This is a genomic window from Thermosipho atlanticus DSM 15807 (assembly GCF_900129985.1).
Classification (GTDB): Bacteria; Thermotogota; Thermotogae; order Thermotogales; family Fervidobacteriaceae; genus Thermosipho_A; species Thermosipho_A atlanticus.
Genome location: NZ_FQXN01000003.1, coordinates 49680 through 73104 on the forward strand (window position 1 = coordinate 49680; position 23425 = coordinate 73104).

A 23425-nucleotide genomic window follows, 5' to 3' on the forward strand; every position below is an offset into this window, starting at 1 on the left:
AATTATCTCTTAATCCATTTAATTACAACAGGACTAGCTATATAAAGTGATGAATAGGTACCTACAATAACACCAATTGACATACCATAGGCAAATGGTTTTATACTATTTCCGGAAAATAAGAGGAGAACAAACACTACAATAAACGTAGTAAGTGAAGTATTTATTGTTCTTTTTATAACCTGGTTTATACTTTCATTTACTATATTAGATATATTTTTACCGCGAAGTCTTTTTAAATTTTCTCTAATTCTATCATATACTACAATGGTATCATTTAGTGAATAACCTATAAGAGTTAAGATTGCAGCAATAGCAGCTACATTTAATTCGTAATTAAAGAAAGAGAAAAATCCGAGTGTTATTATTACATCGTGAATGAGTGCTAATACTGCACCAACTCCAAATACAAATTGGAATCTTATAGTAATATATAAAAGGATTGCAATAAGAGTAAAAACAATAGCTTTCCAAGTTAAGTTTTTAATTTCTTGTGCAGCGTAACCACTTGTTTCGTTAAAACCAGCTATTATAGCTTTTAAACCGTTTTCATTAAATTTTTGAATTATTTTGTTTGAAATTTGCTCTTTTTCCTTACCAGTGTAAATTTTTAAATTGCCATTTTCATCTTTAGGCGATACAACAATAGAAAATTTTGAAATATTGTCCGGATCATCAACACTTTTTATTTTTGCAATGCGAGCGTTTTCGAATTCAGGTGCCAGGTCTTTTATTATATTTCTCACTTCAGCTTCGTTAATATTGGCTTCAACTCTGAGTATTATTTCAGAACCGCCTAAAAATTCTACACCCAAATTAAATCCCTTGCTAAATATACTTATAAGAGATGCCACAATTAAAATGATTGAAATTATAAGAAATAAATTCTTTTTTCCAACAAAATCTATCATGCCCTGGCACCTCCTTCTTTTGTTGCTTTGACTTTTATTCCACCAGCAAATAGATCGATTAGAGTTCTAGTAACTACCAAGTTTACAAACAAACTACCTAAAACACCAATTATTAATGTAACAGCAAATCCTTTAACTGTACCTGTACCAAAGTAATAAAGAAATAACCCTGCTATAATGGTTGTTAAATTTGCATCAAATAGAGTGAGGAAAGATTTGGAAAATGCTGTTGAAATTGCTGCTTTGATTGAACTTCCTCTCCTTAACTCTTCTTTGATTCTTTCGTATATGATTATATTTCCATCTACGGTTGTTCCGATTGTTAAAATTATACCTGCAATACCTGGTAAAGTTAATATTGTACCTGTGGCCGCAAGTATACCAAGGAGTAAAAAGGTATTGTACAAAAGTGCTATGTCAGCAACAATTCCCATGACTCGGTAAACAATAATCATGTAAATTAACACAATAATAACTCCATAAATTCCTGCTTTTAAAGAGGCTGAAACTATATCAGCACCTAAAAGAGGAGCAACCCATCCTGATGAAACTTTTTCAAGTCTAGCAGGTAATGCACCACTTTTGAGAATTGCTGCAAGTTGTTTAGCTTCTTCAAGATTGAAATTACCTCTAATTTGAGCTCTACCATCAGTAATTTTTGAAACAACAAAGCCTGCAAATTGAACTCTATTATCGAGTACAATTGCTAGTCTTTTCTTAAGTGCTTGAGTATATGCTATACCTCCCTGATTTAAAATTTCTTCTGGTACATATAACTTTTCAGTTATTTTTTCAAAGATATCAGCGTATTTTTTATCCATAGTAAATGAAACCACATATCCAGCAACGTTATTTCGATCAACTTCTGGTAAAGCTTCAACAATTTTTGGAGAAATCAGTTTGAGATTGGAAATTTTATCAATTTCTTGCCTTACAAGGTACCATTTAGTTCCTTCTCTATCCAAAAGCCATTGGGCTTTTTCTCTTTTTGCTTCGTTAATTAAATCTGGGTTAATGTTAGGATTAGTTGTAGTTTCATCTATTACCTGACCAAACCAAAGCACACCGGTAGAACCAATTAATTGTTCTGCTTTAGCAGTGTCAGTTGCTCCAGGAATTTCAACTATAATGAAAGTATTGTCTTCTCTAAAACTTTGTTTAACTACTGCTTCAGTATAATTTGCCATATCAAGCCTATTTCTAAGAACTGTCCAGACATCTTCAACAACAGCTGAGGGATTTTCAACAGACTTGTCAATATCAACCCGATATTCTATTCTGGCGCCACCACTTATATCAAGACCAAGTTTTATTCTGTTAAAAATACTTGCTATACCAGAATATTTACCTCCTGGAGTTGGCCACAGGAGGGCAATAAATGCAAGAACAATTACTATTAGTGAAATTATTCCTCTTGTTTTATCTCCACGCATTTATATTCCTCCTTATTTTTTCTCATTTTTCTCACTTTTTTCGGTTTTCTCATTTTTATTTTTCAATACTCTTGCAACAAAAGCCTTGGAAATTTCAAGTTCGGTAGTATTAGCTGTTTTAATTTTTAAGGTCTCGTTTTTAACGTCGATTACTTTTCCAACTACTCCACCAGAAGTAACAACAGTATCTCCCCTTCTAATTGAAGCTATCATTTGTTTAAACTGTTTCTCTCTCCTTTTTTGCGGTAGAATAACTAAGAAGTACATCATTACAAAGAAAATGAGAAGTAAAAAAAGCATTTGAAAAAGTCCACTTGATGCGCTTGGTGCAGCAGTTGCTACTGGTTCGCTTGTTGTCCCTTCAGGAACACCAGCGTAAATTAAATTGTTCATATGAACACCTCCTATTTATTTGAGTTTTTTAACATTAATTCTACTGATTTTACTACATGTTCCATTAATAAAAGTGTGGTAATTTTTCCCACACCACCTGGTACAGGTGTTACATCGGCTATTTCAGAAGTGTCTTTTGATACGTCTCCTACAATTTTATTGTTTACGACATTGATTCCTACGTCAATTACTATGCTATTTTTCTTCACCATATTTTTAGTAATCAGGTTTGCCTTTCCTGCGGCTGCAATAACAATATCAGAATTTTTTGTTATGTTTTCGAGATTTTGTGTCTTTGTATGACAAATTGTTACCGTTGCACTCCTGTCCTTACGAAGTAACATTAATGCCAATGGTTTCCCAACTGCAGTACTTCTTCCAATTATTACAGCATTTTTTCCAGTTATGTTAGTAATATCCTCAAGAATTTTGATAATAGCTTCAGCTGTGCATGGTGGAAATTTTTCATTACCATAAGCCAACATTCCAAGATTATAAGGATGCCTTCCCTCAACGTCTTTGTCAGGATTGATTTGAATTAACGCTTCAATTTCATTGACATCAGGAAGCGGATGCGTTAAAAAAATTCCATGAACAGTATTATCTTTAGACAATTCATTCAATAATTTGAAAATATTTTGAGGTGATATAGCTTCAAAAATTTCGTATTTGATATTAAATTTTCTGGATGTTTTTTGTTGGCTCTTCAAATAACTAATTGTTGAATCGTCTGGTTTATATGTTACAGCTACTAATTTTGGTTGTATGTCCAAGTTACTTATTCTTGAAGTAATGTTGTTTGTAATTTTCTCAGCTGTTGGTTTAATATCAATATACATAAAATCACCTCAAAATTTTTATTGGTTTTAGACCATTAGAGTATAAAATACCACAAGTTTCAAACATTCCATATTTTGTAGATAACAGTGTAATTCCTGTATTTTTTGCGGCATTTATAGTTTCAGGCATGATATCTCTATTTCTGACTATAACAACAGCAGGAATCCCGACTACTGCAGCAGTCCTAATACATTGAGGACTTGCTAAGCCTGTAACTAGTAATGATCCCTCTTCTCCCAATGCTAAAACGTCGCTCATTAGATCAGAAGCGGTAACTTTTTCAATATCTATTTTATCGATGTTGTTATCGACAACAACCTTGGCATTTAAAAGTTCTATGATTTCTTTAAGTTTCATGTTTTTCACTCCTTGTTTTTTAATAAATCACCTGTATATCTAAATTTAATAAAGGCTTCATAAGTCCAAGGACATTTTTCTTGGAATATTTTTGCAATAGCAAGTGCATATTGTTGAATCTCCCATTGTGCATGTGAATCAGCTCGTAAATTTAAAAAGTTCATTAAACTTCTAGCATTTACTGTCCAATAAAATTGTGTATAAGATGACATTGGAAGTACAATTCTTGCCATTTCTCTTGCGATTCCCATGCTAAGAAGTTGTTGATAAACATTATAAGAATTTTCCAAAGAATCTTGTATAAGTTCTAAAGCTTTGTTTTTTAATTCATCATTCTGGATTATAACGCCCTTTTGTTTGTCTTTCGTGTCATTTATACGTATGTGATTTGGTAAATAAAATTCGTCTTTTAATTCTGTATATCTTAAGCTAGCTTCGTTAAAAGAACCAATTCTATGTCTAAACCATTGTCTAGCAACAAAAATAGGTGATTTTACATGAAAGGTAAAAACAATGTGTTCAAATGGTGTTTCGTGCCTGTGTTCCATCAAATAGAAAATCAAATTTTTATCTTTTTCGGGAGTTTTTAATCCCTTGCCGTATGACACTCTTGCAGCTTTAACTGCTGAAAAATCATTCCCCATGAGATCAACTAAACGTACGAAACCTTTATCCAAGATTTTGAATTCCAAAAAGAGGCACCCCCATTTTTTTAATAATTTTGAGATATCTTTCTTCATCTATGATACCATTTTTATACCATTCTTCAAGTATTTGAATTGATACAGTTTTAATAACAGGTTTAAAAGTTAGTCTGTGAAGAGGAGTAATACCAAACTTTTTAATTAACTCAATATGCATTTTTGTAGGGTAACCTTTATGAATATCTAATTTATAAATTTTATAAACTTTTGAATATCCTTCAATTATTTTATCTCTAACAACTTTAGCTATTATTGAAGCGGCTGAAATTTCCTTTATATAAGAATCCCCTCTAACAAAACATTTACTAGGAAATTTCAATTTTAAATTTTTACCATCGACATATGCAATATCGAATTTTACTTTCAATTTCAAACTTTCTAATGCTCTATTCATTGCAAGTTCAGTTGCATGCAAGATGTTTAATTTGTCAATTTCTTCTGGACTCGCAATTCCTATTGCGTAATAACTTTTTTGTTTTAAAATTTCAAATAATTCTTCTCTTAGCTTAGATGAAAGCTTTTTTGAGTCGTCAAGATTTTCTATATCTTCTTTTAACACAACTGCAGCTGCTACAACTGGTCCGAAAAGAGGACCACGCCCTGCTTCATCAACACCCACAATTATCATATGTTCACCATTTCATAAACTGTATTAATATATTCAAGAAAGTCTTCAGGCTTTTTTCCTGAAAGGATAAAAATCCATTTATCTTTCCACCAAGATATGATTTTAATACCTTCAAAATTGGTTTTTAAATATCCGCGATCAAAGAAGTTCAGATTAACATAATTTATTTTTAAAGGATTGCCAAATGTCTTTATGAAAGTTTTCCATTTAACCTTTGTTATTTCAGGTGAATCATATTTGAATATATATAACATTCCTTCATAATTATTAAAAATGCCATAAATTCCTTCACCTAAATCTACATTAAAGACGGAATTTATATACCCATATTCTTTGAGCTCATATTTACCGTCTAAAACAAAAAGTGCGTTTTTTAGGGAGGCACTTCCGTTTGGAACCGGAGTTTTGAAAATCATAGTGCAAGAAGTTAATAGTACAATGACAACAAGGACTATGAATAACTTATTGAGCATCTTTGTTCCTCCTCTCAAGACCAAAAACTTCCATTGCCTTTTCTATTATATCACGTCTCATAGCTAAATCAGCGTGGTTTGTCGCGTGGAAAATATAAGTATACTTTGCATCTTGGGTTGCACTGTATAAAGGGACCATACCGTCGTTGAGTAAAAAGATTGATTCTTCTGGATAAATATTTTCGATTACATATTTTAATAGCATTAATCCTAATAATGTTGGAGTGTATGAAGTCAGTATTTTTTTTAGATCTTCTTTTTTAAAATCGAAATCCAATATTCCAACAAAGTTATAGCTTTCAAGATCACTTGGAATTTTTGGGAATTTATGTCCGAAAATTAAGTATTTATAATTTGGTGCTTCAATAGAAGCATTTAAAATATTTGAAATTAATAGTGCGTATTTTATAAGCTCAATTTTGTCACCAAAAGATACTTTAAAAATACTTTTCTTAATCATCATAAAATTCGCAAGTGGGGAACCATAATGAGGAGTACCTGCAAAAATTATTTTTTTAATTTTTTTTCTAAAATCTTCATTTTGAATTGCATATTGAACAACAAGTCCTCCCATACTATGAGCATAGATGTAAAAAGAATCGAATTGTTGAGTATATTCAATAAGTTTTTGTGCAGATTTTTCAAGTTTTTCTGAAAGAGTTGGATATAAAAAGAAATATAAACCAACAGTATCTGGAAAAATTTCTTTAAAAGTGTTAATCATTGATTGCTTGTAATAATCGATTTTAGTATCAATTTCAGACGGAGACATACCGTGAATGATTATAACAGTTGGCGTGCCTTCGCGAAGAGTAATTAATTCTGCGGGAAAAGGTGGCCAATTAACAATTGATACTTCGTCATAATCAAAAAAAGGATCTACAGGAGATCCTAGGCTTCTATAGATTGTTATTCCGTTTAGTTTATATTCGTATAGTTTTATGCTGAAGCCGTAAGTAAATAAAATAATAATAAAAACATATGTAAATATTTTCTTCAATTTGGGTAACTCCTTTAAAAAATGATTTAGAGTACTTTAACAGTTTCTTTTAGTATTGTAACACCATATGACAAGTATTAAAAAAATAAACACAATAAAATTTTTAAAAAATATCGCTACAATTACCGAGATAATTAAAATGATACTTTTTAATAATTTCCATTTTTGCCTTTTTACTATAGCGTAGAATACGCCAAATATCAAACCAATAATTGCTCCATAAACCCCTTTAAAAAAACCTGAGAGATAAACATTATCAGAATATTTGTTTACAAAACTTCCAAATAAGACAATAGCTCCAATTGGGGGAATTATTACCCCTAGAACAGCTAATAGTGCCCCCCAAAATCCATAAATGAATTCTCCTAACATTATTGCAATATTTACTGCAATTGGACCAGGCATAGATTGTGCTACAGACAAGATTTTAATAAATTCTTCTTCTTCAATATATTTTGAAAATCTTTTTTGAAAGACAGGGACCATAGCATAACCACCACCTAAAGTAAATAACGAGGTGGTGAAGAAAATAAAGAAAAATTCAAAGAGTTTAAAAGAGGTTTTCGGTTTCATTTTCAGTTTTTTCGAGTTTTTCCAAAAATTCTTTGTATTTTTCATCAATTTCTTCTTTTTCTTTTTTGAAATTAATTAATTTTGCTCTTGCAATTGCCAAAAGATCAACTGCTTTACCATATAGTTTTAATGCTAACTCAATATCGACATCATTTTGATGAAAATAGTTTTTAATCTCTTCAATTTTTCCAACTAACTCATTAAAACTTAATTTTTCCATATCCTCATAACTTAAATAAAGTATTTCCTCCATATATATCTATTTCCTCCTTTTTCTTGGTATGAGATTTTTCATTGATAACTTTTAAATTTAGAGAACCATCTTTTAGGTAAGCTTTTATTTTTTCGCCAATTCTAACTTCTTTCACACTCCTTATAAATTTGTCATCATTTCTTAGAATTGCACCCCCGAAAAGAATAGCCGCATATTCTTTCTTTTTTAACAAAGAATCAAAAATCTCGTTTAATTTTTCTTCTTTTTTTGACATTTCAGAAGTCAAGATTTGCAAGAAAATCGTTCTAAAATTGTCTAAGGAACGTATATTATTAGTAATTTCATTATTTATGTTGTTAGAAAGATAGGTAATAAAATCATCAGATATGTTTTTTTCAAATGAAGTGAAAGCTAAATTTATCATTTGATATATGTTTTTCACATTTTCAAATGAAGTTTTGTCTAGTATTTTTAAGTTTGAATTGATTGAGTTACTAATTATTTGCAAAATAGATTCATCGGTTTTTCTTTCGAATTTATCAAAAAAGTTCATCATCAAAATTTCGAACTCTCGCCAGTTGTTATCTAATTTTTTAATATTATCTTCAATTTGTTTTGAGATTGCTCTAGCTACTTCTGTAGGTGTAGCAAATCTTTTCCATGCTACATAGTCTGGGATAGTAAAATCTCTTTCGTGACCTATTCCAGATAAAACAGGGCAATATTCATTGAATTTTGCTATTTCAATTCCAAGGTTTAAATCATCAAAATACATTAAATCGCTACTGGCACCGCCGCCACGAACAATAACAACAACATCGTAATTAATTTTTGATTCTTTTATTCTATTTAAAGCTAAAATGATTCCAGAAGCGGTTTCGGCACCCTGCATTGGTGATTCATATAAGTGAACTATAGGTTTGTATATTACTGGTACAGTCAGGTTTTTCAAAAAGTCTTCATATCCAGCTGCAGTTTTTGAAGAAATAATTGCAATTTTTTTGATTGGTTCTAGTTCTGAGAGTTCGTGTGTTTTTGTCATTAAAAGATTTTTAATTTTTAATTCTTCTAAAATTTCTTTTCTTCTTTTTTCGATTTCGGAGTCTCCAACAGGAGCAATCGTGTCAGCATAGAAAGTAAAACTCATTCTGTCTTTATAAAATGATAATCGGCCTTGAAAAATCCATTTTTTTCCAACTAATTCATTTGCACTCTTGAGATTTAAGCGTGAAAGGATTATACTACCAAGTCTAGCAGGAACATATACAGTAATTTCGATATTCCTAGAACCGTATTTTGTTGAGTAAGGTTGAGAAACATTTATATATATTCCTGTTTTGTGATTTTTGGCTCTTACGACATCAGCGAAGAACCTAAAATGTTCATTTGTAAGTCCAGAAAGTTCAATTTTTTTGCTTACATATTCATGTAATTCAATTAAGTCTTTAAATTCGATTATTTTATCCATCATTCCCACTCTTTTCCTTGGTATAATTCTATTGAAAGTGGAACTTTTAATTTTACAGCATTTTCCATTTCATTTTTTATAATTTTTTTCATAATTTCTAATTCGTTATCTGGTACTTCAAATACTAATTCATCGTGAACTTGCAAAATCATTTTGCTTTTTAATTTATTTCTTTTAATTTGTTCGTAAATTCTTATCATAGCTATTTTTATAATATCTGCAGCAGTGCCTTGAATTGGTGTGTTAATTGCTATTCTTTCCCCTTCATTTCTTATGTTTCCGTTAGATGATCTTAATTGTGGAACTTCCCTTTTTCTGCCAAACAAAGTTTCAACATATCCGTGTTGTTTAGCAAATTCTTTTATATTTTTAATATATTTGAAAACCCCAGAATAAAATTTAAAATAATTATCAATTATTTTTTTAGTCTCGGAAACACTTAAACCGATTCTTTTAGAAAGACCATATGGTGAAATGCCATAAACGATAGCAAAATTGACCATTTTCCCTATTCTTCTCATTTGTTCAGTGACAAAGCTTTCCGAGATACCGAAAATTTTTGCTGCAGTTATACTATGAATATCTAAATTTTGATTAAATGCTTCAATTAAATTTTTATCCTCACTTACATGTGCGAGAATCCTCAACTCAATTTGTGAATAATCAGCGCCAACTATCCACCAATCGTCAAATTGAGGTCTAATTGCTTTTCTGATTTCTTTTCCTTCTTCACTTCTAGTTGGAAGATTTTGTAAGTTTGGTTCTGAGCTACTTAATCTTCCTGTTGCTGTTCCTGTTTGGTGGAAACTTGAATGTATTCGTCCTGTTTTAGGATTAATTTCCTTTGGCAAAGTATCCAGGTAAGTACTTTTAAGCTTTTGAAGTTTCCTATATTCTAAAATTAATTTTGCAATTTCGTATTCACCAGAGAGAATCTCAAGTACTTCGGCATCAGTTGAGAAACTTCCTTTGTTAGTCTTCTTAACTGTTGGTATATTTAATTTTTCAAAAAGAATGTGTGCAACCTGCTTGGAAGAGTTTAAGTTAAATTGTTCACCTGCAATTTCATAGATTTGTTCTTGAAGGTTTCTAATCTTTTCACCATATTCATTTGAGAGGTTTTCTAGATAATTTTTATCAAAATAAACACCATTAATCTCCATTTCTGCCAATACGTTTATTAAAGGCAACTCAATTTCATGGAAAAGTTTGTCAAGTTTTTTTTCAAAAATTGTTCTGCTTAATTTTCTAAATAATCTATAAGTAATATCCGCGTCTTCACATGAGTATTTTGCCGCTTTCTCAATAGGAACATAAGAAAAATCGTTGGAAAACAAAGGTGTTGTAGCATTAACAACTTCATCGAAAGAAGTCATTTTATATCCTAAGAATTTTAAAGCAAGTTCCTCAAGATTGAATTTTTTTTCATTTGGGTTTAACAAGTATGCCGCTATCATTGTATCAAAATGTGGAACTTTTGGTTCAATACCATGAACTTTAAAAATTTTGTAATCATATTTGAGATTTTGACCTACAATATTGTAATTTTCCGATTCAAGTAGAGTTTTTAAAAATTCAATAACTTTGTTATACTCTACGTTTTGGCCTGATTTGTGACTGACAGGTATGTAATAGGCTTTTCCTTCAGAAGTTGCAATAGAGATACCGACCATTTTTGAGTCAAATGGATCCAGAGAAGTAGTTTCACTGTCAATCGAAAAAGTACGTATCGTATCTAATTCTTTTTTTAATTTACGAAGTTTCGTTTCGTCGTTTACGACTGAATAATTTAAAACACTTTCATTACTGTAAAGATTTAATTCCCTAATAACACTTGAAAATTCAAATTTTTTAAGTGTTTCAAGTAATTTGCTGGGGTTATAGCCATTATAGATGAATTCCTCTTTTTTTAAATTTATAGGAGCGTCAACCAAAAGTTTAGCAACTTCCAGACTTTTTTCGAGATCATTTCGATTTTTTTCAAGAGTATCTTTTAATTTTGGTGTTAGTTTGTTGATATTTTTAACAATATTTTCAATATTTCCAAATTTTTTTAATAGGGAAACAGCTGTTTTTTTGCCAATTCCTTTTACACCAGGAATATTGTCTATAGGATCACCAACGAGTGCAAGATAATCTACAAATTGGTTGGGGTAAATGCCATATTTTTCATAAACTTTTTCTTTGGTGTAGAGAACGATATCAGTAATTCCTTTTTCTACTCTCCAAACAAAAACGTTGTCTTTAACAAGTTGTAGTAAATCTTTATCTCCAGTAACTATATTGATTTCTTCAAATTCTTTAGAAAATTTCATGGTCATTGTAGCAATTATATCATCGGCTTCATATCCAGGAATTTTTAACACTTTTATTCCAAGCGCCTCGATCATCTCCACTATGTATGGGATTTGTTCCAAAAGTAAATCAGGGGTTTCAGGTCTATTTGCTTTGTAAGTTTCCATTATTTGTTTTCTAAAGGTACTTCCACCTTTAGAATCAAGAACAAACGCACAAGCATCCTTTCCAGTATTAATGTGTTTTTTTAAAAACTTTATTATCATTTTTGTCAAACCGTATACTGCATTTGTGTGTAATCCTGTAGATGTTTTTAAAGAACGGTCTAATGCATAAAAAGCTCTGTAGACTAACCCAGTTCCATCAAATAGAAACATCTTTGCCATTGGTTTGCATCTCCCTGATTTCCTCAAGTAAATTAACTGCTCTTCGTAAATGTGGAATAACAATCGAACCGCCAACTATTAATGCTATGTCAAATGCTTCAAAAAACTCCTCGTCTGTTACTCCTAATTGGATGCATCTAATAATGTGGTAAGTAATACAATCATCGCATCTTAAAACCATTGAAGCAACTAGTCCCATTAGTTCTTTTGTTTTTTCATCTAAAACTCCTTTTTTATATACATTTCCATCTAGATTAAAAAAGCGTTTTGTATTTAAAGTTCCTTTTTGCAAAATAACATTATTCATTCTTTCTCTGAATTTTTTAAATTCATTTAATTTCATTTTCAGTACCTCCTTGTAATATTATAACATTTAACCAAATTGATGGATATATAATGGAAGGAGAATCAACAAAAGAAAAATTATACTTCAATATAAGTTACTCCAATACCACCTTCGCTTGGTCTTCCAAATCTATAATTTTTTACTCTATCATCTTTACGGAGATAGTTCCAAACATTTGAGGCTAAGCTACCAGTTCCTTTTCCATGAATGATATATCCGTATTTGAAATCAGAAAGAATCAAATCATCAATAAATTTGTCCAGTAGTTCTAAAGCTTCTTCGACAGTTTTTCCACGCAAATCTATTTCGTTTTTATCTAATATTTTTGAAGGTATAATCGTAGGTTGGAATATATCTTCAGTTGGTGGGGTGGTTGGTACAAGTTTATTTTTTTTGATTTCAACTTTTAAACCGTTAAAATCAACTAAAAATTTATTTTCGGAACGTTGCTCTATTATTTTACCTATAGCAGTACCGTCTTTTAATTTTACATACATACCTACGTGAAGTTCTTCAGGTGGAGACGGATTTTTTAATTCATCGATCACATCTTCAAGCTTTTTGAAATTATTTTGAGTTTTTTCTAAAATTTTAAGACGTTTTTTTAATAAATTTTCACTTTTTGTTTTAATACTATGCATTGCTAATTGAAGATGTTTCTTTGCACTTCTAATTTCTTTGTAAAGACTTTTGATTTCATCATCTAGTTCTTCGATTTTTTTAACTTTCAAAATATTATACTTTTTTTCATAATTTTCTTTTAGTATTTCGTATTCTTTTAATAATTTTTCTAGAGCTTCTTTTTTCTTTTCAAGTTCACTGACTTTGGAATTTAAACTTTTAATTAAATTTTCAATTTTCAGGTGATCTTGAGAAAGAAATCTTTCAGCGCGATTTATAATTTTATCAGATAATCCTAATTTTTTTGAAATTTCAAATGCGTGTGAAGCTCCTGGAGTGTTTAGAAGCACTTTATATGTTGGTTTAAGGGTATCAATATCAAATTCCATTGAAGCTGTTAAAATTTCATTGTGTTCCATCGCATAGAGTTTGACGCTGGTTAAGTGAGTTGTAATTATAAATTTAGTGTTTTTTTCAAGTAATTCTTCAATAATACTTAGAGCTAATGCGCTTCCTTCAAAAGGATCCGTACCTGAACCGAGTTCATCAATGATAACTAATGAGTTTTCATCAGCATTTTTTAAAGCATGGACAATTCTTAAAATGTGGGAGGAGAAAGTGCTGAGATTTTCGACTACATTCTGAGCATCACCGATGTCTAAAAATAATTTGAGATTTGGGATTCTAGTGCCAGTTTCCGCCAAAATTGGAAAAGCTTTTTGTGCCATAAATACAAACAAGGAAATAGTTTTTAATGTCACAGTTTTTCCACCAGTATTAGGCCCTGTAATTATTAATCCTTTTTTATCTTGTGGTAAGTCTATTGTTATTGGAACAACTTTTTCTTTCTCAATTAGTGGATGTCTTGCATTAACTAATTTTAAATAATTCCCGTCAGGTTTTACAACAATTCCTTTGTTGTTTTTCGCATATTTTGCTCTAGCAAGCAACGAGTCAAAGTGACCAACTATTTTTATATCTTTCATTATGTTATTGTATTTTTCATATATTTTTGTTGTTAATCCTCTTAGAATTTTGTCAATTTCGATTTTTTCCTCGCTTTTCAATATTTGAATTCTATCATTTAAGTAAATAAATTCTTGTGGTTCAAAAAATAAAGTTGCTCCAGAAGAAGATGAACCATGAACTACTCCTTGAAATTTAGATCTTGCGTTTGATTTCAGAAGAAAAACATATCTGTCATTTCTTATTGTGTAGATTTGATCCTGCAGGTAATTGCTATTTTTTGTCGCAAACGAGTCAATTTTTTTTCTAATTTCTAAGTGTAAATTTTTTATGTTTTTTCTTATATTTAAAAGAGTAGTTGATGCACTATCTTTTATTTTACCGTTTTCATCAAATATTCTGTCAATTTCGTTTAATAATAGCGAATAATTAGATAAGTTGGATATATAAAAAGAGAACTTGTACCTTGTACTTTTGAAGTTCTTTTTAATATCTTCAACAGTTAGGAAGAAGTTTCTTAACTGGTAAATTTCGTCGACATTGAGAATAGAATTGTTTTTTATTTTTTCCAAAATAGGTCTTATATCGAAAATTTTTGGAAAAGACGGCAAACCAAAAGATACAAGAATTTCTAGAATTTCTTGTAAGTAATCGTATTCTAAATCATTTGGCTTGACATTTACTAATGTTTCTAAATGTTCTTTACCGTAATTTGAAAAAGTGAGTTTTTTGAATTCCTCAAATATTAACTCCCAATCAATATACTTTACGATTTCCATTTTTGGCCCCTTAAGCTAGAATATTAAGGTAATTTCATTATATCACAACTCAAGAAATGATTAAAAATAACATTCCACTTACAAAAGCAGCGAAAGGAACAGTAACAAACCAAGAAATTATGATGTTTTTAAGTATTCCAACATTGACAACTTCTAATCCTCTTGCAAATCCGACACCGGATACAGCTCCAACAACAGTGTGGGTTGTGGAAATTGGCATGCCAAATGTAGAAGCAACTAAAACAGTTGTTGCAGTAGCAAAGTCAATTGAAAAACCTCTAGAATTATTTAATTCAGTTATATCCTCACCAACTGTTTTCATTACTTTATGTCCTAAAGTAGCTACACCTAAAGATATTCCTAACCCTCCTAGAGCAAGAATATACTTTGGTATTGATATTTCTCCTCCAAAAGATTGAGTTGTTAGAATGATATATATAAGTGCAAGTGGTCCCACAGCATTTGCAACATCATTTGCACCATGTGAAAAACTAACATAGCAAGAAGTAACTATTTGAGCGTTTTTAAATACTTTTTCTACAATAGTATATTCATTTCCGTTAGATTTAATTTTTTTGAGGATGAGTAATGAAATTACAAATACTGTAAAGCCTATTATAGTACCAATATAGTTACCAAATACGAAATTTTTCTTCATTGTTTTTACAACAAACAAAACGGCAATTGTATAAAATGCAAGTCCTAAAAGGATTGGTGCAACGTATTTAGCAGCTTTCGCCGGATGCTTTCTATGTAGAATTGACCAAGAAATAAATTTGAATATTACAAAAGCAAAAGCGCCACCAATGAGTGGGGAACTAATCCAAGTAAAAACAATTTTTAACATTGTGAACCAGTTAATAACATTAAATCCACCTGCAGCAAGTCCAAAACCTATCATTCCGCCGACAATAGAATGAGTTGTTGAAACTGGCATTCCCCAATAAGTAGCTATTAAGATCCAAATTGTAGAAGCAATCAAAGCAGAAAATGCGCCAATCAATATTAGATTGGTATCAGCAATTTTATCTAAATTTACTATACCTTTAGCAATTGTTTTTGTAACATGAGCGCCGAATAAAACTGCTCCAAGAAATTCTAAAATCGAGGCGATTAAAACAGCTTGTTTGGGGGTAATGGCTTTTGCACCAACAGCAGTTGACATACTGTTTGCCACATCATTTGCTCCAATTGAAAAAGCCATTCCAAATCCAACTACAAATGCGAGGATAAGTAAGAACATTTCGAGTACCTCCTTTATCTAATTATCATTCTTATTCTTTCAACTACATTTTCAGCTTTGTCGGAGATTTTCATTAGTAAAATTACAATGTTGTTTAAAAAAATAATATCAACCGGATTCATTTCACTTTTTAATTCAAAAAGAGCTTTTCCAATCTCAATACCTAAAGAATCAGTTGAACTTTCATCAGCTTCGACACTATATGTAATGTCATCCTCTTTTGAGATTTCTTCTGGTGCAAAATCTGATTCAACGACGAATTTCAATTCGTCTACGGAAGATTTCATTAATTTAATTGATTCAAGGACAAAATTTCCAAGTTTTTTTATTTTTTCCTGAATCTTTTCAGGACAATTTTCAACTTTATTCATAGTAAGTACTTTTACGAAATCATCTACTGCATCAATAATTGCATCTTGGTTATGAATTATCTCAAGAGCATCAATTCTATCAAAATAGCTCCACCTAAGTTTTGTATATATCTCTCGTAACTTAACTTTAATTGTGTCTGCTTCGGATTCGTACTCATCAATTTTTTCAGAGAAACTTAAAATATCTTTGCCTTGGAAATAAGAAGATATTATTTCTGGAATTAATTTGCTAGCTTGAAAACAATAATCTGCGTGCTTACTTAATAACTTTGTAGGTGAAATTTCAGGGAACAACCGATCGATAAATCTTTTCATAATTTCCCTCCTTAGAGTTTGAGATTAAAACTTTTTTCTGGTCCACCTTTTTCTTCAACTATCTTATTTAATTTTTCTAAGATTTCTTCTAAATTTAAATTAAGTTTTTTAATTTCTTCGCCTAAAGTTCCCCATTTCACGTCTCCACATTCAATTACTTTAATGCCAATTTCTAACAGAGGGGCTATAAGATATGGATAATTTGTTGCAATAGTTTCGAAATCCGTATCTTTAGTTATATACATGCTATTCACCTCCATTTTCCTTTACTATCTTATCTTTCTTTCCTGTAATTGTAAAGAAAATTGTTCCTAAAATAAGTGGAATATAAAAAGTTACGAGTCTGTAAATAGTAATTATATTTATAGCATTTGCATTACCAAATAGTTCTGAAAATACTATTTGGTAAGTGCTTTCAATTCCACCGCTTGAGCCGGGTGTTGGCACGTAATATGCAACTGTATTCATCATAACGAGGATTCCAAGCAATGTGAAAAATGAAATGTTAGTTTGATAGTAATATTTGATAATTGAATATAGGATAGAATTGTAAAGAAGTGTGGTAATGAAATAAAGTGACATATCTACAAATAAAAGCCAAGGATTTTTTAGCCAAAGTGTTTTAATACTATTTTGTAGGTTATCAATCCAGTTATCTACTTCTGTTTCTGTATATTGTAGTTTGAAAATTTTGATTAAAAAAAGCAAAAATTTTTTCAATAATTTTCGATTGAAAAAACTCAAGATTATTGATGTAGAAATTGCAAGACCTATGAAGAACCCAATAAGGATTACCGATAATCCAAAACTTTTTGGCATAATTTTTAGTACTTTTTTTATAAAAATCAAGTCTAAGAATAATATCACGAAAGATATTTCGAGGGTTTTAGAAATGATAATATTAGTAGCATCTTCTCCTTTTACTTTGTTTTTAATAAGATGATAGATCTGGTATGGTTGTCCACCTATAGACATAGGAGTAATAAATGTAAAAAATGCACCAAAAAAAATATTTTTAAAAGACTCCGAAAATGGGATTTTATAATTGAAAAAGATTAACATTATTTGTAATCTAAATGCATTTACCAAATAAATTAAACATAGAAGAAAAAAGTCGAATATGAGGATGTCTAATGGAAATTTAAAAATTAAGAAAATGTTATAGTTTTTTGAAAAAATTAGCTGTAATATTATAATTATTGAAAAGCTTATTATTAGCGACAAAAAAACTTTCTTATAAATCCCTTTCAATAGACTCACTCCATATTAAAAATTTTGCTAATTTGATATCTTCTTTCGTAGTGATCTTTACATTTAATTTATTACCATTTGTAATATATACTTTGTATCCTGATTTTTTTACAATTGAAGAATCATCGGTAAAAGTACATAAAAATGGTTGTTTTTTTAAAAATGAATCAAAAATGATTTCGAATTTAAAGCTTTGTGGTGTTTGAATAATATAGACGCTATTACGATTTGGAAAATCCATGAGTAAATTCTCTTCAACAATTCCAATTGTGTTTTCAGAAGGGATGGCAGTAACAGCAGCACCAAAGTATTCAGCTTTTTTAATATTATTAATTATTATCTCAGTTGTTACAAACGGCCTTGCACCATCGTGGACTAAAACAATATCATTTTTTTTCATTTTATTTTTCAAAAATTTTAAAGCTTTGAAAGTTGATTCTTCTCTACACTTTCCACCTTCTATAATGTATATTTCTTTTTTTGATGTGTATTTTTTAACAATATCTTTGGTTTTTTCAAGATAATTTGAATTAGTAACTACAACAATAAAATCAATATCTGGGATTAAAAATTTTTCAATTGTATGTTCAATAATTAATTTTCCAGATAAGTTGAAAAATTGTTTAGGAGTATTTTTATCAAATCTTTCACCTTTACCACCAAAGAGTAAAACAGCAACTACCATATCATTTTTCATCCAATCTATACAATTTTATTTTGTGAGATAGAGTTTTGTAGTTCATATTTAATAATTTACAAGCTTCTTTTCTTGATTTGGAGTTTTTTAATGCAAGTTTTATATATCTTTTTTCAACTTGTTTGGTTAAGTGACTTATTAGTTTCGGAAGGTCAATACCATTAAAATTGGTATTATTTTTATTTGGGATTTTTATTAAACCTGTAGATGCGTAATTATAAGCAATAGTAATGAGTTCTTTAGTATTTCCTGGCCAGTTGTATTCCTTTAGTAAATCAATTTCATTTTCATCAGGAATTCTCTTTATTAAATTTCTATGTTTAGCGTAAATTGAAGAAAGAATTTTATCTAAAATATATGGTATATCATTTTTTCTTTTTCTTAACGGTGGTATTTTTATTCCATGTTTTTTAGAAAATTTTATTTTTGTGAAAGGTAATGTATGTGAAAAAAATTTATAATATTCTTCAATAATAATTCCATTTTCATATTGTAAGACAATTTCTTTTGCAAATTTATTTTTTTCAATTACTAATTCCAAAAATTTTCTGATTTCCGGTCCTTGTAATTCTGGGAAAGAAAACAACATATCATATTTCTTTTTAATGGCTTCATATTTTAAGCGTTCTTCAAACATAGTAACGGCTAGTTCCAATTCTTTAATTGTATTTACTACAATTTTTCCAGGAAACGAAACTTCTGGGTTTTCAAAGAAAATTATGTCCCAGTTTTCTTCTTTTAATTTTTCAACAAAGTTAGAGTTATAAAAGTCAAAAGCAACATTCTGATGATTGTATAAAAATTCCCTCAGGTTCTCTAATAGAGCCTGAGGGATTAAAACTTTAATCAAAATTTCACCCCTTGATAATTTTTGTCCCAGTTTCCCCCCTCAGAGCTTTATCAAGTACTTTCATATCTGTAATTATACATTCTTTACCTGTCTGTTCAACAAAATTAATAGCTGATTCAATTTTAGGCCCCATGCTTCCTTTTGGGAAATGCCCTTCAGCAAGAAATTTTTTTGCTTCGGTGGTTGTTAATATATCTAATGGTTTTTGATTTTCTTTACCGTAGTTAAGGTATACTTTTTCAACTCCAGTGAGAATAACGAGTATATCAGCGTTAATTTCTTTAGCTAGAAGAGCACTTGCTCTATCTTTGTCTATAACAGCTTCAACACCTTTTATTTTACCATCTTCTAGAATAACTGGTATTCCTCCACCACCTGCTGCTATAACTATCACATCATTTTTCATTAGTAATTTTATCACATCTTTTTCAATTATTTCCAATGGTTTTGGTGAAGGTACAACTCTTCTCCAACCTCTGCCGGCATCTTCCTTAATAATCCACCCTTTTTCATTTGCTAATTTCTTTGCTTCTTCTTCCGTATAGAATGGACCAACTGGTTTGGTTGGATTTTGAAATGCGGGATCATTTTTGTCTACCACAATTTGTGTAATAATGGATGCAATTTGCATGTTTTTGCCTTTTTCTTTCAACTCGTTGTGTAAAGTTTGAGCGATCATATATCCCAAACTTCCTTGAGTTTGAGCATCGTTGACATCAATTGGAAATGGAGGAATTTTTTCTTTAGCTATTTCTTGTTGAACAAGCAAATTGCCAACTTGAGGTCCATTACCATGAGTGATTGCAATGTCATACTCATCAAGCATTTTTGAGATAAATTTTGCAGTTTCACTAAGATTTTTAAACATATTTTCTGCTGTTGCCTTCTCACCAGGCCTGTTTACAGCATTACCACCAATAGCAACAACTGCTAGTTTTTTCATATTTCCCCTCCTTTTATTTGCATATTGCTGCAGCTAAAGCAATTGAATTACGCTTAGATTCACTAGAATCAGCTCTAGAAACGATAATAATTGGTACTTTAGCACCTAAAACTATTCCTGCAATTTTTCCATTTGTTAAATACACAGCCGATTTTCCAAGAAAATTACCACTGTGTATATCTGGTACTACAAGAATATCTGCTTTGCCAGCTACTTCACTTTCAACTTTTTTGATTTTAGCTGCAACTAAACTTAAGGCATTGTCAATTCCTAGTGGCCCATCTATTTTACATCCTTTTATTTGACCTCTTTCAGCCATTTTTGATATTATTGCAGCATCCATAGTTTCAGGCATATCAGGGTTAACGACTTCGATGGCGGTTATTAATGCAACTTTGGGTTCTTCATATCCGAGATTGTGTGCTAAATTAACGGCATTTTTAATTATACCAATTTTTTGATTTAAGTCAGGTTTGATTATCATTCCACCATCAGTTACGAAAATAATTTTTTCCAGAGCGGATGTTTCTATTAATGCAACATGGGATAAAAGATTACCAGTTCTTAGACCCCATTCTTTGTTAAGTACAGCTTTTAAAAGGGTTGATGTTTTCACCAATCCCTTCATTAGAATATTTCCCTTACCAGTTGAAACAATCTTTACAGCTTTTTCTGATGCGTCAACTTCATTTTCCGCATGTTCAATTGGAAAATCAATTCCTAAGTTATTTAAATGTTGTTTAATTATCTCTTTATTTCCTACCAAAATAGCTTTAATTCCCAAATCAATAGCATCTTTAATAGCCTTTAGTGACTCAAAATCTTCTGCTCCAGCAAGAACAATTGTAGCATTTTTTCCTTTAGCAATAGCGGCTAATTCAGTGAGAGATTTTAACATTGACTCACCTCCCAATTGTTTTAGCAACTTGACAAATAAAAGCTACTGATAATATTGTATCAAAAATCACTTGATAATCAGAGTGTACAACCTTAATTTTTCTTCCATCCAATCTCTCAGTTAAAGGTAACATTTCAACCAAATCTGCTCTACTAGTATCTGATAGTTCTATAATTAGTTCTATTGGAGATTTAAATTTAAAACTTTCAAAAAAATTACGAGGTTTTGATATCATTTCACGAGTTTTTGCTTCTATTTCTTTGAGTAATAGTTTCATAGGCTTAAATTTTGCTGAGAATCGTCCTAATGAAACTTTTGTTTCAACATAATAGAGATTTTTAAAAAATGTTAATTCATCTTTTAATTTATCATCGCCAATTACCATACTAATTGGAACGTTGTACAATCCTGCAAATGCAGCGTTAATGATGGCTTCGTTAACCAATTGACCGTTTATCCATATATTGTGGATAGAAGAAGATGAATATGTATGATCCATTGTTGAATATTTGCTTCCTATTGAAGCATGATATCCAAAGAATACAACTCTGTCAAATGTTTCGTCAATTCCAGACATCATATAATTTTTCCTTAATCCTCCACTTATGATTTCGACGTTATGAAATTCATTTGTGATGTCCCATAGGACATTATCACCAGAGGCATGTGAATCAACAATTAAAACATAGTTGTCCCCCACGCCTTTTAAAAACGCTCGAAGTTGTTCCATTAAATAGTTTTGTTTGTAATTGTTGCCTTTAGATACATCTGACCACTGAACAATCCCACCAAGACCTTCAAAATCAACAGAAACATATATTTTCATATTTTCCCTCCTACAATAACTAAATGTTACAAATTTATTTTAACCTAAAGGCGCAATTTTTCTAAAACGAGCATACCAAAGAAAAAGTTAGAATTTTTGAAATAGCTTGATTTACTTAATTTTCATTACTTTTAAAGAAAGGATTAAGCAATTATGGGATTTTGTTTCAAATTATTGGGAACTTATTTAGAAGTTTGATACAAAAGTTTCTTGATTTTTTACATTGGGTTATGAGATAATATTTTCTGCTCCCTCCAAATTTTAAAACCTATCACGAGGTGTACCCAATGGAAAAAAAGATATTAAACGCCCTTAAAGAACGAATAAGCAGGCAGAACTGGGAAAGTTGGTTTCTGGATTTTTCAGTTAAGAAAATTGAAAACAAACATGTTGTTTTTGAAGTTGGGAACATATTTATTAAAGATAGACTTGAACAGAAATTTGGGAAAATTATTTCCAAAGTTGTTCGTGATTTTTTAGGTAAGGATTCTTCATTTGAAATAACGTATAAAGAGATTAAGAATGATAATTTAGGTTCAACAAAAACTGATGGACCGCTGATTAAGAAAAAGCCACTTTTAATTACTCCTTTAAATCCCAAATATACTTTTCAAAATTTAATTGTCGGGGAATTTAATAGATTCGCTTATAACGTGTTTTTAGAAGCTAGTAAGAATCCAGGATATTATAATCCAATATTTTTGTATAGTGGAGTAGGGCTTGGAAAAACCCATTTAGCTCAAGCATTGGGAAACTATATTTTAGAAACTGATCCCGATATGAAAGTAGCATATTTAACTAGTGAAGAATTTATGAATGAAATGATTATTTCAATAAAAAAGGGAACTACAGAAGAATTTAGAGAAAAATATCGAAAAAAGGCAGATATCTTAATAATTGACGATATTCAGTTTTTGATTGGTAAGAAAGCTGCACAAATTGAATTATTCCATACTTTTAATGCTATTCATGAAGCTGGTAAGCAAATTATAATTTGTTCCGATAGAACACCACAAGAATTAAAGGATTTTCATTCGAGGATGATTTCAAGATTTCAAATGGGACTTATAGTAAAAATTAGTAAACCTTCTAAGTATGATTTAATTAGAATTGGGAAAAAAATATTAGAATTGAAAGAAACTGAAATAAGTGAGGAAATACTTGAATATTTGGTACAGATTTATGATACTCCTCGCGTTTTACACGGTGCAATTTTAAAGCTAATAGCTTATAAAAATTTGTTTGGAGAAATGAGTTTATCAATTGCACAAACACTCATTTCAAATTACAAAAAAGAGACCAAATCATTTGAAGAACAATTAATTACAGAATTAGCAAAGATGTTTGACTGTTCTTCTGAAGAAATTCTTTCTTCAAAAAGAACAAAAAATATATCGTTTGCAAGAAAGATAGGCATGTATTTTGCAAATAAATACTTGAATCTGTCTACCCGTGAAATAGGGAAAATTTTTAATAAAAGTCATTCATCAGTAGTCCAAAATTTAAAACAGATTGAAAATTCCTTAAAAGATGGAAATTTAATTATAAAAAATTACTTAAGAGAATTAGATAAAAGAATCAAAAGATTTGCAGAAGGTAAGAGTGTGTGATATAATGAAATTGTATTGATAATCATACTATAAT

Annotated in this window: 25 protein-coding genes; 1 reads left to right on the top strand and 24 read right to left on the bottom strand. The window is 30.2% G+C overall.

Going from position 1 to position 23425, the window contains the following annotated elements; genetic code table 11:
* Positions 1 to 2: 2 nt before the first annotated feature.
* The 24 genes from secF to BUB65_RS04385 form a co-directional block, all read right to left on the bottom strand.
* Positions 3 to 911: a protein translocase subunit SecF gene (secF, locus tag BUB65_RS04270; RefSeq protein ID WP_073072621.1), complete on the bottom strand. Its 909-nt coding sequence runs from the start codon at positions 909 to 911 to the stop codon at positions 3 to 5.
* Entirely contained in the window at positions 908 to 2344 is a 1437-nt protein-coding gene (gene secD / locus BUB65_RS04275) for a protein translocase subunit SecD (RefSeq protein ID WP_073072623.1), read from the bottom strand. The genes secF and secD overlap by 4 nt, the downstream gene beginning before the upstream one ends.
* Before the next feature lie 12 nt (positions 2345 to 2356).
* Complete coding sequence (yajC, locus tag BUB65_RS04280; protein WP_073072625.1) at positions 2357 to 2737, bottom strand: preprotein translocase subunit YajC; 381 nt, start codon at positions 2735 to 2737, stop codon at positions 2357 to 2359.
* 11 nt (positions 2738 to 2748) lie between these two features.
* Positions 2749 to 3576, bottom strand: a complete 828-nt coding sequence (locus tag BUB65_RS04285) for a bifunctional 5,10-methylenetetrahydrofolate dehydrogenase/5,10-methenyltetrahydrofolate cyclohydrolase (protein WP_073072627.1) — start codon at positions 3574 to 3576, stop codon at positions 2749 to 2751.
* Positions 3577 to 3580: 4 nt separating this feature from the next.
* Positions 3581 to 3934: a DRTGG domain-containing protein gene (locus BUB65_RS04290; RefSeq protein WP_073072631.1), complete on the bottom strand. Its 354-nt coding sequence runs from the start codon at positions 3932 to 3934 to the stop codon at positions 3581 to 3583.
* Positions 3935 to 3939: 5 nt separating this feature from the next.
* Positions 3940 to 4626: an FAD-dependent thymidylate synthase gene (thyX, locus tag BUB65_RS04295; RefSeq protein WP_073072633.1), complete on the bottom strand. Its 687-nt coding sequence runs from the start codon at positions 4624 to 4626 to the stop codon at positions 3940 to 3942.
* Complete coding sequence (locus BUB65_RS04300; RefSeq protein WP_073072636.1) at positions 4604 to 5266, bottom strand: ribonuclease HII; 663 nt, start codon at positions 5264 to 5266, stop codon at positions 4604 to 4606. The genes thyX and BUB65_RS04300 overlap by 23 nt, the downstream gene beginning before the upstream one ends.
* The gene (locus tag BUB65_RS04305) at positions 5263 to 5739 is read right to left on the bottom strand and encodes a DUF3242 domain-containing protein (protein WP_073072639.1); all 477 of its coding nucleotides are present in this window, start codon (positions 5737 to 5739) and stop codon (positions 5263 to 5265) included. Before BUB65_RS04305 ends, BUB65_RS04300 begins: the two co-directional genes overlap by 4 nt.
* Positions 5729 to 6739 carry a lipase family alpha/beta hydrolase gene (locus tag BUB65_RS04310; protein ID WP_073072641.1) on the bottom strand — a complete coding sequence of 337 codons (1011 nt, stop codon included), beginning with the start codon at positions 6737 to 6739 and terminating at the stop codon, positions 5729 to 5731. Before BUB65_RS04310 ends, BUB65_RS04305 begins: the two co-directional genes overlap by 11 nt.
* A 36-nt stretch (positions 6740 to 6775) precedes the next feature.
* Positions 6776 to 7357: a chromate transporter gene (locus BUB65_RS04315; protein ID WP_327192015.1), complete on the bottom strand. Its 582-nt coding sequence runs from the start codon at positions 7355 to 7357 to the stop codon at positions 6776 to 6778.
* On the bottom strand, positions 7290 to 7565 hold the full coding sequence (locus tag BUB65_RS04320; RefSeq protein WP_073072643.1) for an exodeoxyribonuclease VII: 276 nt from the start codon (positions 7563 to 7565) through the stop codon (positions 7290 to 7292). Before BUB65_RS04320 ends, BUB65_RS04315 begins: the two co-directional genes overlap by 68 nt.
* Positions 7537 to 8994 carry an exodeoxyribonuclease VII large subunit gene (gene xseA, locus BUB65_RS04325; protein WP_073072645.1) on the bottom strand — a complete coding sequence of 486 codons (1458 nt, stop codon included), beginning with the start codon at positions 8992 to 8994 and terminating at the stop codon, positions 7537 to 7539. The genes BUB65_RS04320 and xseA overlap by 29 nt, the downstream gene beginning before the upstream one ends.
* Complete coding sequence (polA, locus tag BUB65_RS04330; protein WP_073072647.1) at positions 8994 to 11675, bottom strand: DNA polymerase I; 2682 nt, start codon at positions 11673 to 11675, stop codon at positions 8994 to 8996. Before polA ends, xseA begins: the two co-directional genes overlap by 1 nt.
* On the bottom strand, positions 11653 to 12018 hold the full coding sequence (locus tag BUB65_RS04335) for a carboxymuconolactone decarboxylase family protein (protein ID WP_073072653.1): 366 nt from the start codon (positions 12016 to 12018) through the stop codon (positions 11653 to 11655). The genes polA and BUB65_RS04335 overlap by 23 nt, the downstream gene beginning before the upstream one ends.
* An 80-nt stretch (positions 12019 to 12098) precedes the next feature.
* On the bottom strand, positions 12099 to 14387 hold the full coding sequence (locus BUB65_RS04340) for an endonuclease MutS2 (RefSeq protein ID WP_073072655.1): 2289 nt from the start codon (positions 14385 to 14387) through the stop codon (positions 12099 to 12101).
* Positions 14388 to 14436: 49 nt separating this feature from the next.
* Positions 14437 to 15630 (bottom strand): inorganic phosphate transporter, encoded by a 1194-nt coding sequence (locus tag BUB65_RS04345; protein ID WP_073072657.1) that lies wholly within the window; start codon positions 15628 to 15630, stop codon positions 14437 to 14439.
* A 14-nt stretch (positions 15631 to 15644) separates the two neighbouring features.
* Positions 15645 to 16316, bottom strand: a complete 672-nt coding sequence (locus tag BUB65_RS04350; protein WP_073072659.1) for a DUF47 domain-containing protein — start codon at positions 16314 to 16316, stop codon at positions 15645 to 15647.
* An 11-nt stretch (positions 16317 to 16327) separates the two neighbouring features.
* The gene (locus tag BUB65_RS04355; protein ID WP_234946778.1) at positions 16328 to 16561 is read right to left on the bottom strand and encodes a hypothetical protein; all 234 of its coding nucleotides are present in this window, start codon (positions 16559 to 16561) and stop codon (positions 16328 to 16330) included.
* A 1-nt stretch (position 16562) separates the two neighbouring features.
* Positions 16563 to 17567 (bottom strand): lysylphosphatidylglycerol synthase transmembrane domain-containing protein, encoded by a 1005-nt coding sequence (locus BUB65_RS04360; protein ID WP_073072663.1) that lies wholly within the window; start codon positions 17565 to 17567, stop codon positions 16563 to 16565.
* Positions 17551 to 18252, bottom strand: a complete 702-nt coding sequence (ispD, locus tag BUB65_RS04365; protein ID WP_073072665.1) for a 2-C-methyl-D-erythritol 4-phosphate cytidylyltransferase — start codon at positions 18250 to 18252, stop codon at positions 17551 to 17553. The genes BUB65_RS04360 and ispD overlap by 17 nt, the downstream gene beginning before the upstream one ends.
* 1 nt (position 18253) lies before the next feature.
* A complete protein-coding gene (locus BUB65_RS04370) occupies positions 18254 to 19114 on the bottom strand; it encodes an AAA-type ATPase lid domain-containing protein (protein ID WP_073072667.1) in 861 nt (286 codons plus the stop codon).
* A gap of 4 nt (positions 19115 to 19118) precedes the next feature.
* Positions 19119 to 20057: a carbamate kinase gene (gene arcC, locus BUB65_RS04375; RefSeq protein WP_073072669.1), complete on the bottom strand. Its 939-nt coding sequence runs from the start codon at positions 20055 to 20057 to the stop codon at positions 19119 to 19121.
* Positions 20058 to 20070: 13 nt separating this feature from the next.
* Entirely contained in the window at positions 20071 to 20955 is an 885-nt protein-coding gene (locus BUB65_RS04380) for a bifunctional enoyl-CoA hydratase/phosphate acetyltransferase (protein ID WP_073072671.1), read from the bottom strand.
* Positions 20956 to 20959: 4 nt separating this feature from the next.
* Entirely contained in the window at positions 20960 to 21781 is an 822-nt protein-coding gene (locus tag BUB65_RS04385) for a M55 family metallopeptidase (protein ID WP_073072673.1), read from the bottom strand.
* Positions 21782 to 22068: 287 nt separating this feature from the next.
* On the opposite strand from BUB65_RS04385, the gene dnaA reads away from it, so the two are divergent.
* A complete protein-coding gene (gene dnaA / locus BUB65_RS04390; RefSeq protein ID WP_073072675.1) occupies positions 22069 to 23391 on the top strand; it encodes a chromosomal replication initiator protein DnaA in 1323 nt (440 codons plus the stop codon).
* Positions 23392 to 23425: the final 34 nt, after the last annotated feature.

What these genes read in the sequence shown, in the direction of transcription:
- BUB65_RS04350 (WP_073072659.1), bottom strand. Translation starts at nt 16,316, where the DNA reads ATGAAAAGATTTATCGATCGGTTGTTCCCTGAAATTTCACCTACAAAG.
- xseA (WP_073072645.1), bottom strand. Translation starts at nt 8,994, where the DNA reads ATGGATAAAATAATCGAATTTAAAGACTTAATTGAATTACATGAATAT.
- BUB65_RS04385 (WP_073072673.1), bottom strand. Translation starts at nt 21,781, where the DNA reads ATGAAAATATATGTTTCTGTTGATTTTGAAGGTCTTGGTGGGATTGTT.
- BUB65_RS04345 (WP_073072657.1), bottom strand. Translation starts at nt 15,630, where the DNA reads ATGTTCTTACTTATCCTCGCATTTGTAGTTGGATTTGGAATGGCTTTT.
- secD (WP_073072623.1), bottom strand. Translation starts at nt 2,344, where the DNA reads ATGCGTGGAGATAAAACAAGAGGAATAATTTCACTAATAGTAATTGTT.
- BUB65_RS04380 (WP_073072671.1), bottom strand. Translation starts at nt 20,955, where the DNA reads ATGTTAAAATCTCTCACTGAATTAGCCGCTATTGCTAAAGGAAAAAAT.
- BUB65_RS04315 (WP_327192015.1), bottom strand. Translation starts at nt 7,357, where the DNA reads ATGAAAAATACAAAGAATTTTTGGAAAAACTCGAAAAAACTGAAAATG.
- BUB65_RS04320 (WP_073072643.1), bottom strand. Translation starts at nt 7,565, where the DNA reads ATGGAGGAAATACTTTATTTAAGTTATGAGGATATGGAAAAATTAAGT.
- BUB65_RS04290 (WP_073072631.1), bottom strand. Translation starts at nt 3,934, where the DNA reads ATGAAACTTAAAGAAATCATAGAACTTTTAAATGCCAAGGTTGTTGTC.
- BUB65_RS04355 (WP_234946778.1), bottom strand. Translation starts at nt 16,561, where the DNA reads ATGTATATAACTAAAGATACGGATTTCGAAACTATTGCAACAAATTAT.
- dnaA (WP_073072675.1), top strand. Translation starts at nt 22,069, where the DNA reads ATGGAAAAAAAGATATTAAACGCCCTTAAAGAACGAATAAGCAGGCAG.
- BUB65_RS04305 (WP_073072639.1), bottom strand. Translation starts at nt 5,739, where the DNA reads ATGCTCAATAAGTTATTCATAGTCCTTGTTGTCATTGTACTATTAACT.
- BUB65_RS04285 (WP_073072627.1), bottom strand. Translation starts at nt 3,576, where the DNA reads ATGTATATTGATATTAAACCAACAGCTGAGAAAATTACAAACAACATT.
- secF (WP_073072621.1), bottom strand. Translation starts at nt 911, where the DNA reads ATGATAGATTTTGTTGGAAAAAAGAATTTATTTCTTATAATTTCAATC.
- BUB65_RS04335 (WP_073072653.1), bottom strand. Translation starts at nt 12,018, where the DNA reads ATGAAATTAAATGAATTTAAAAAATTCAGAGAAAGAATGAATAATGTT.
- arcC (WP_073072669.1), bottom strand. Translation starts at nt 20,057, where the DNA reads ATGAAAAAACTAGCAGTTGTTGCTATTGGTGGTAATGCTGTAAACAGG.
- BUB65_RS04340 (WP_073072655.1), bottom strand. Translation starts at nt 14,387, where the DNA reads ATGGAAATCGTAAAGTATATTGATTGGGAGTTAATATTTGAGGAATTC.
- ispD (WP_073072665.1), bottom strand. Translation starts at nt 18,252, where the DNA reads ATGGTAGTTGCTGTTTTACTCTTTGGTGGTAAAGGTGAAAGATTTGAT.
- polA (WP_073072647.1), bottom strand. Translation starts at nt 11,675, where the DNA reads ATGGCAAAGATGTTTCTATTTGATGGAACTGGGTTAGTCTACAGAGCT.
- BUB65_RS04300 (WP_073072636.1), bottom strand. Translation starts at nt 5,266, where the DNA reads ATGATAATTGTGGGTGTTGATGAAGCAGGGCGTGGTCCTCTTTTCGGA.
- yajC (WP_073072625.1), bottom strand. Translation starts at nt 2,737, where the DNA reads ATGAACAATTTAATTTACGCTGGTGTTCCTGAAGGGACAACAAGCGAA.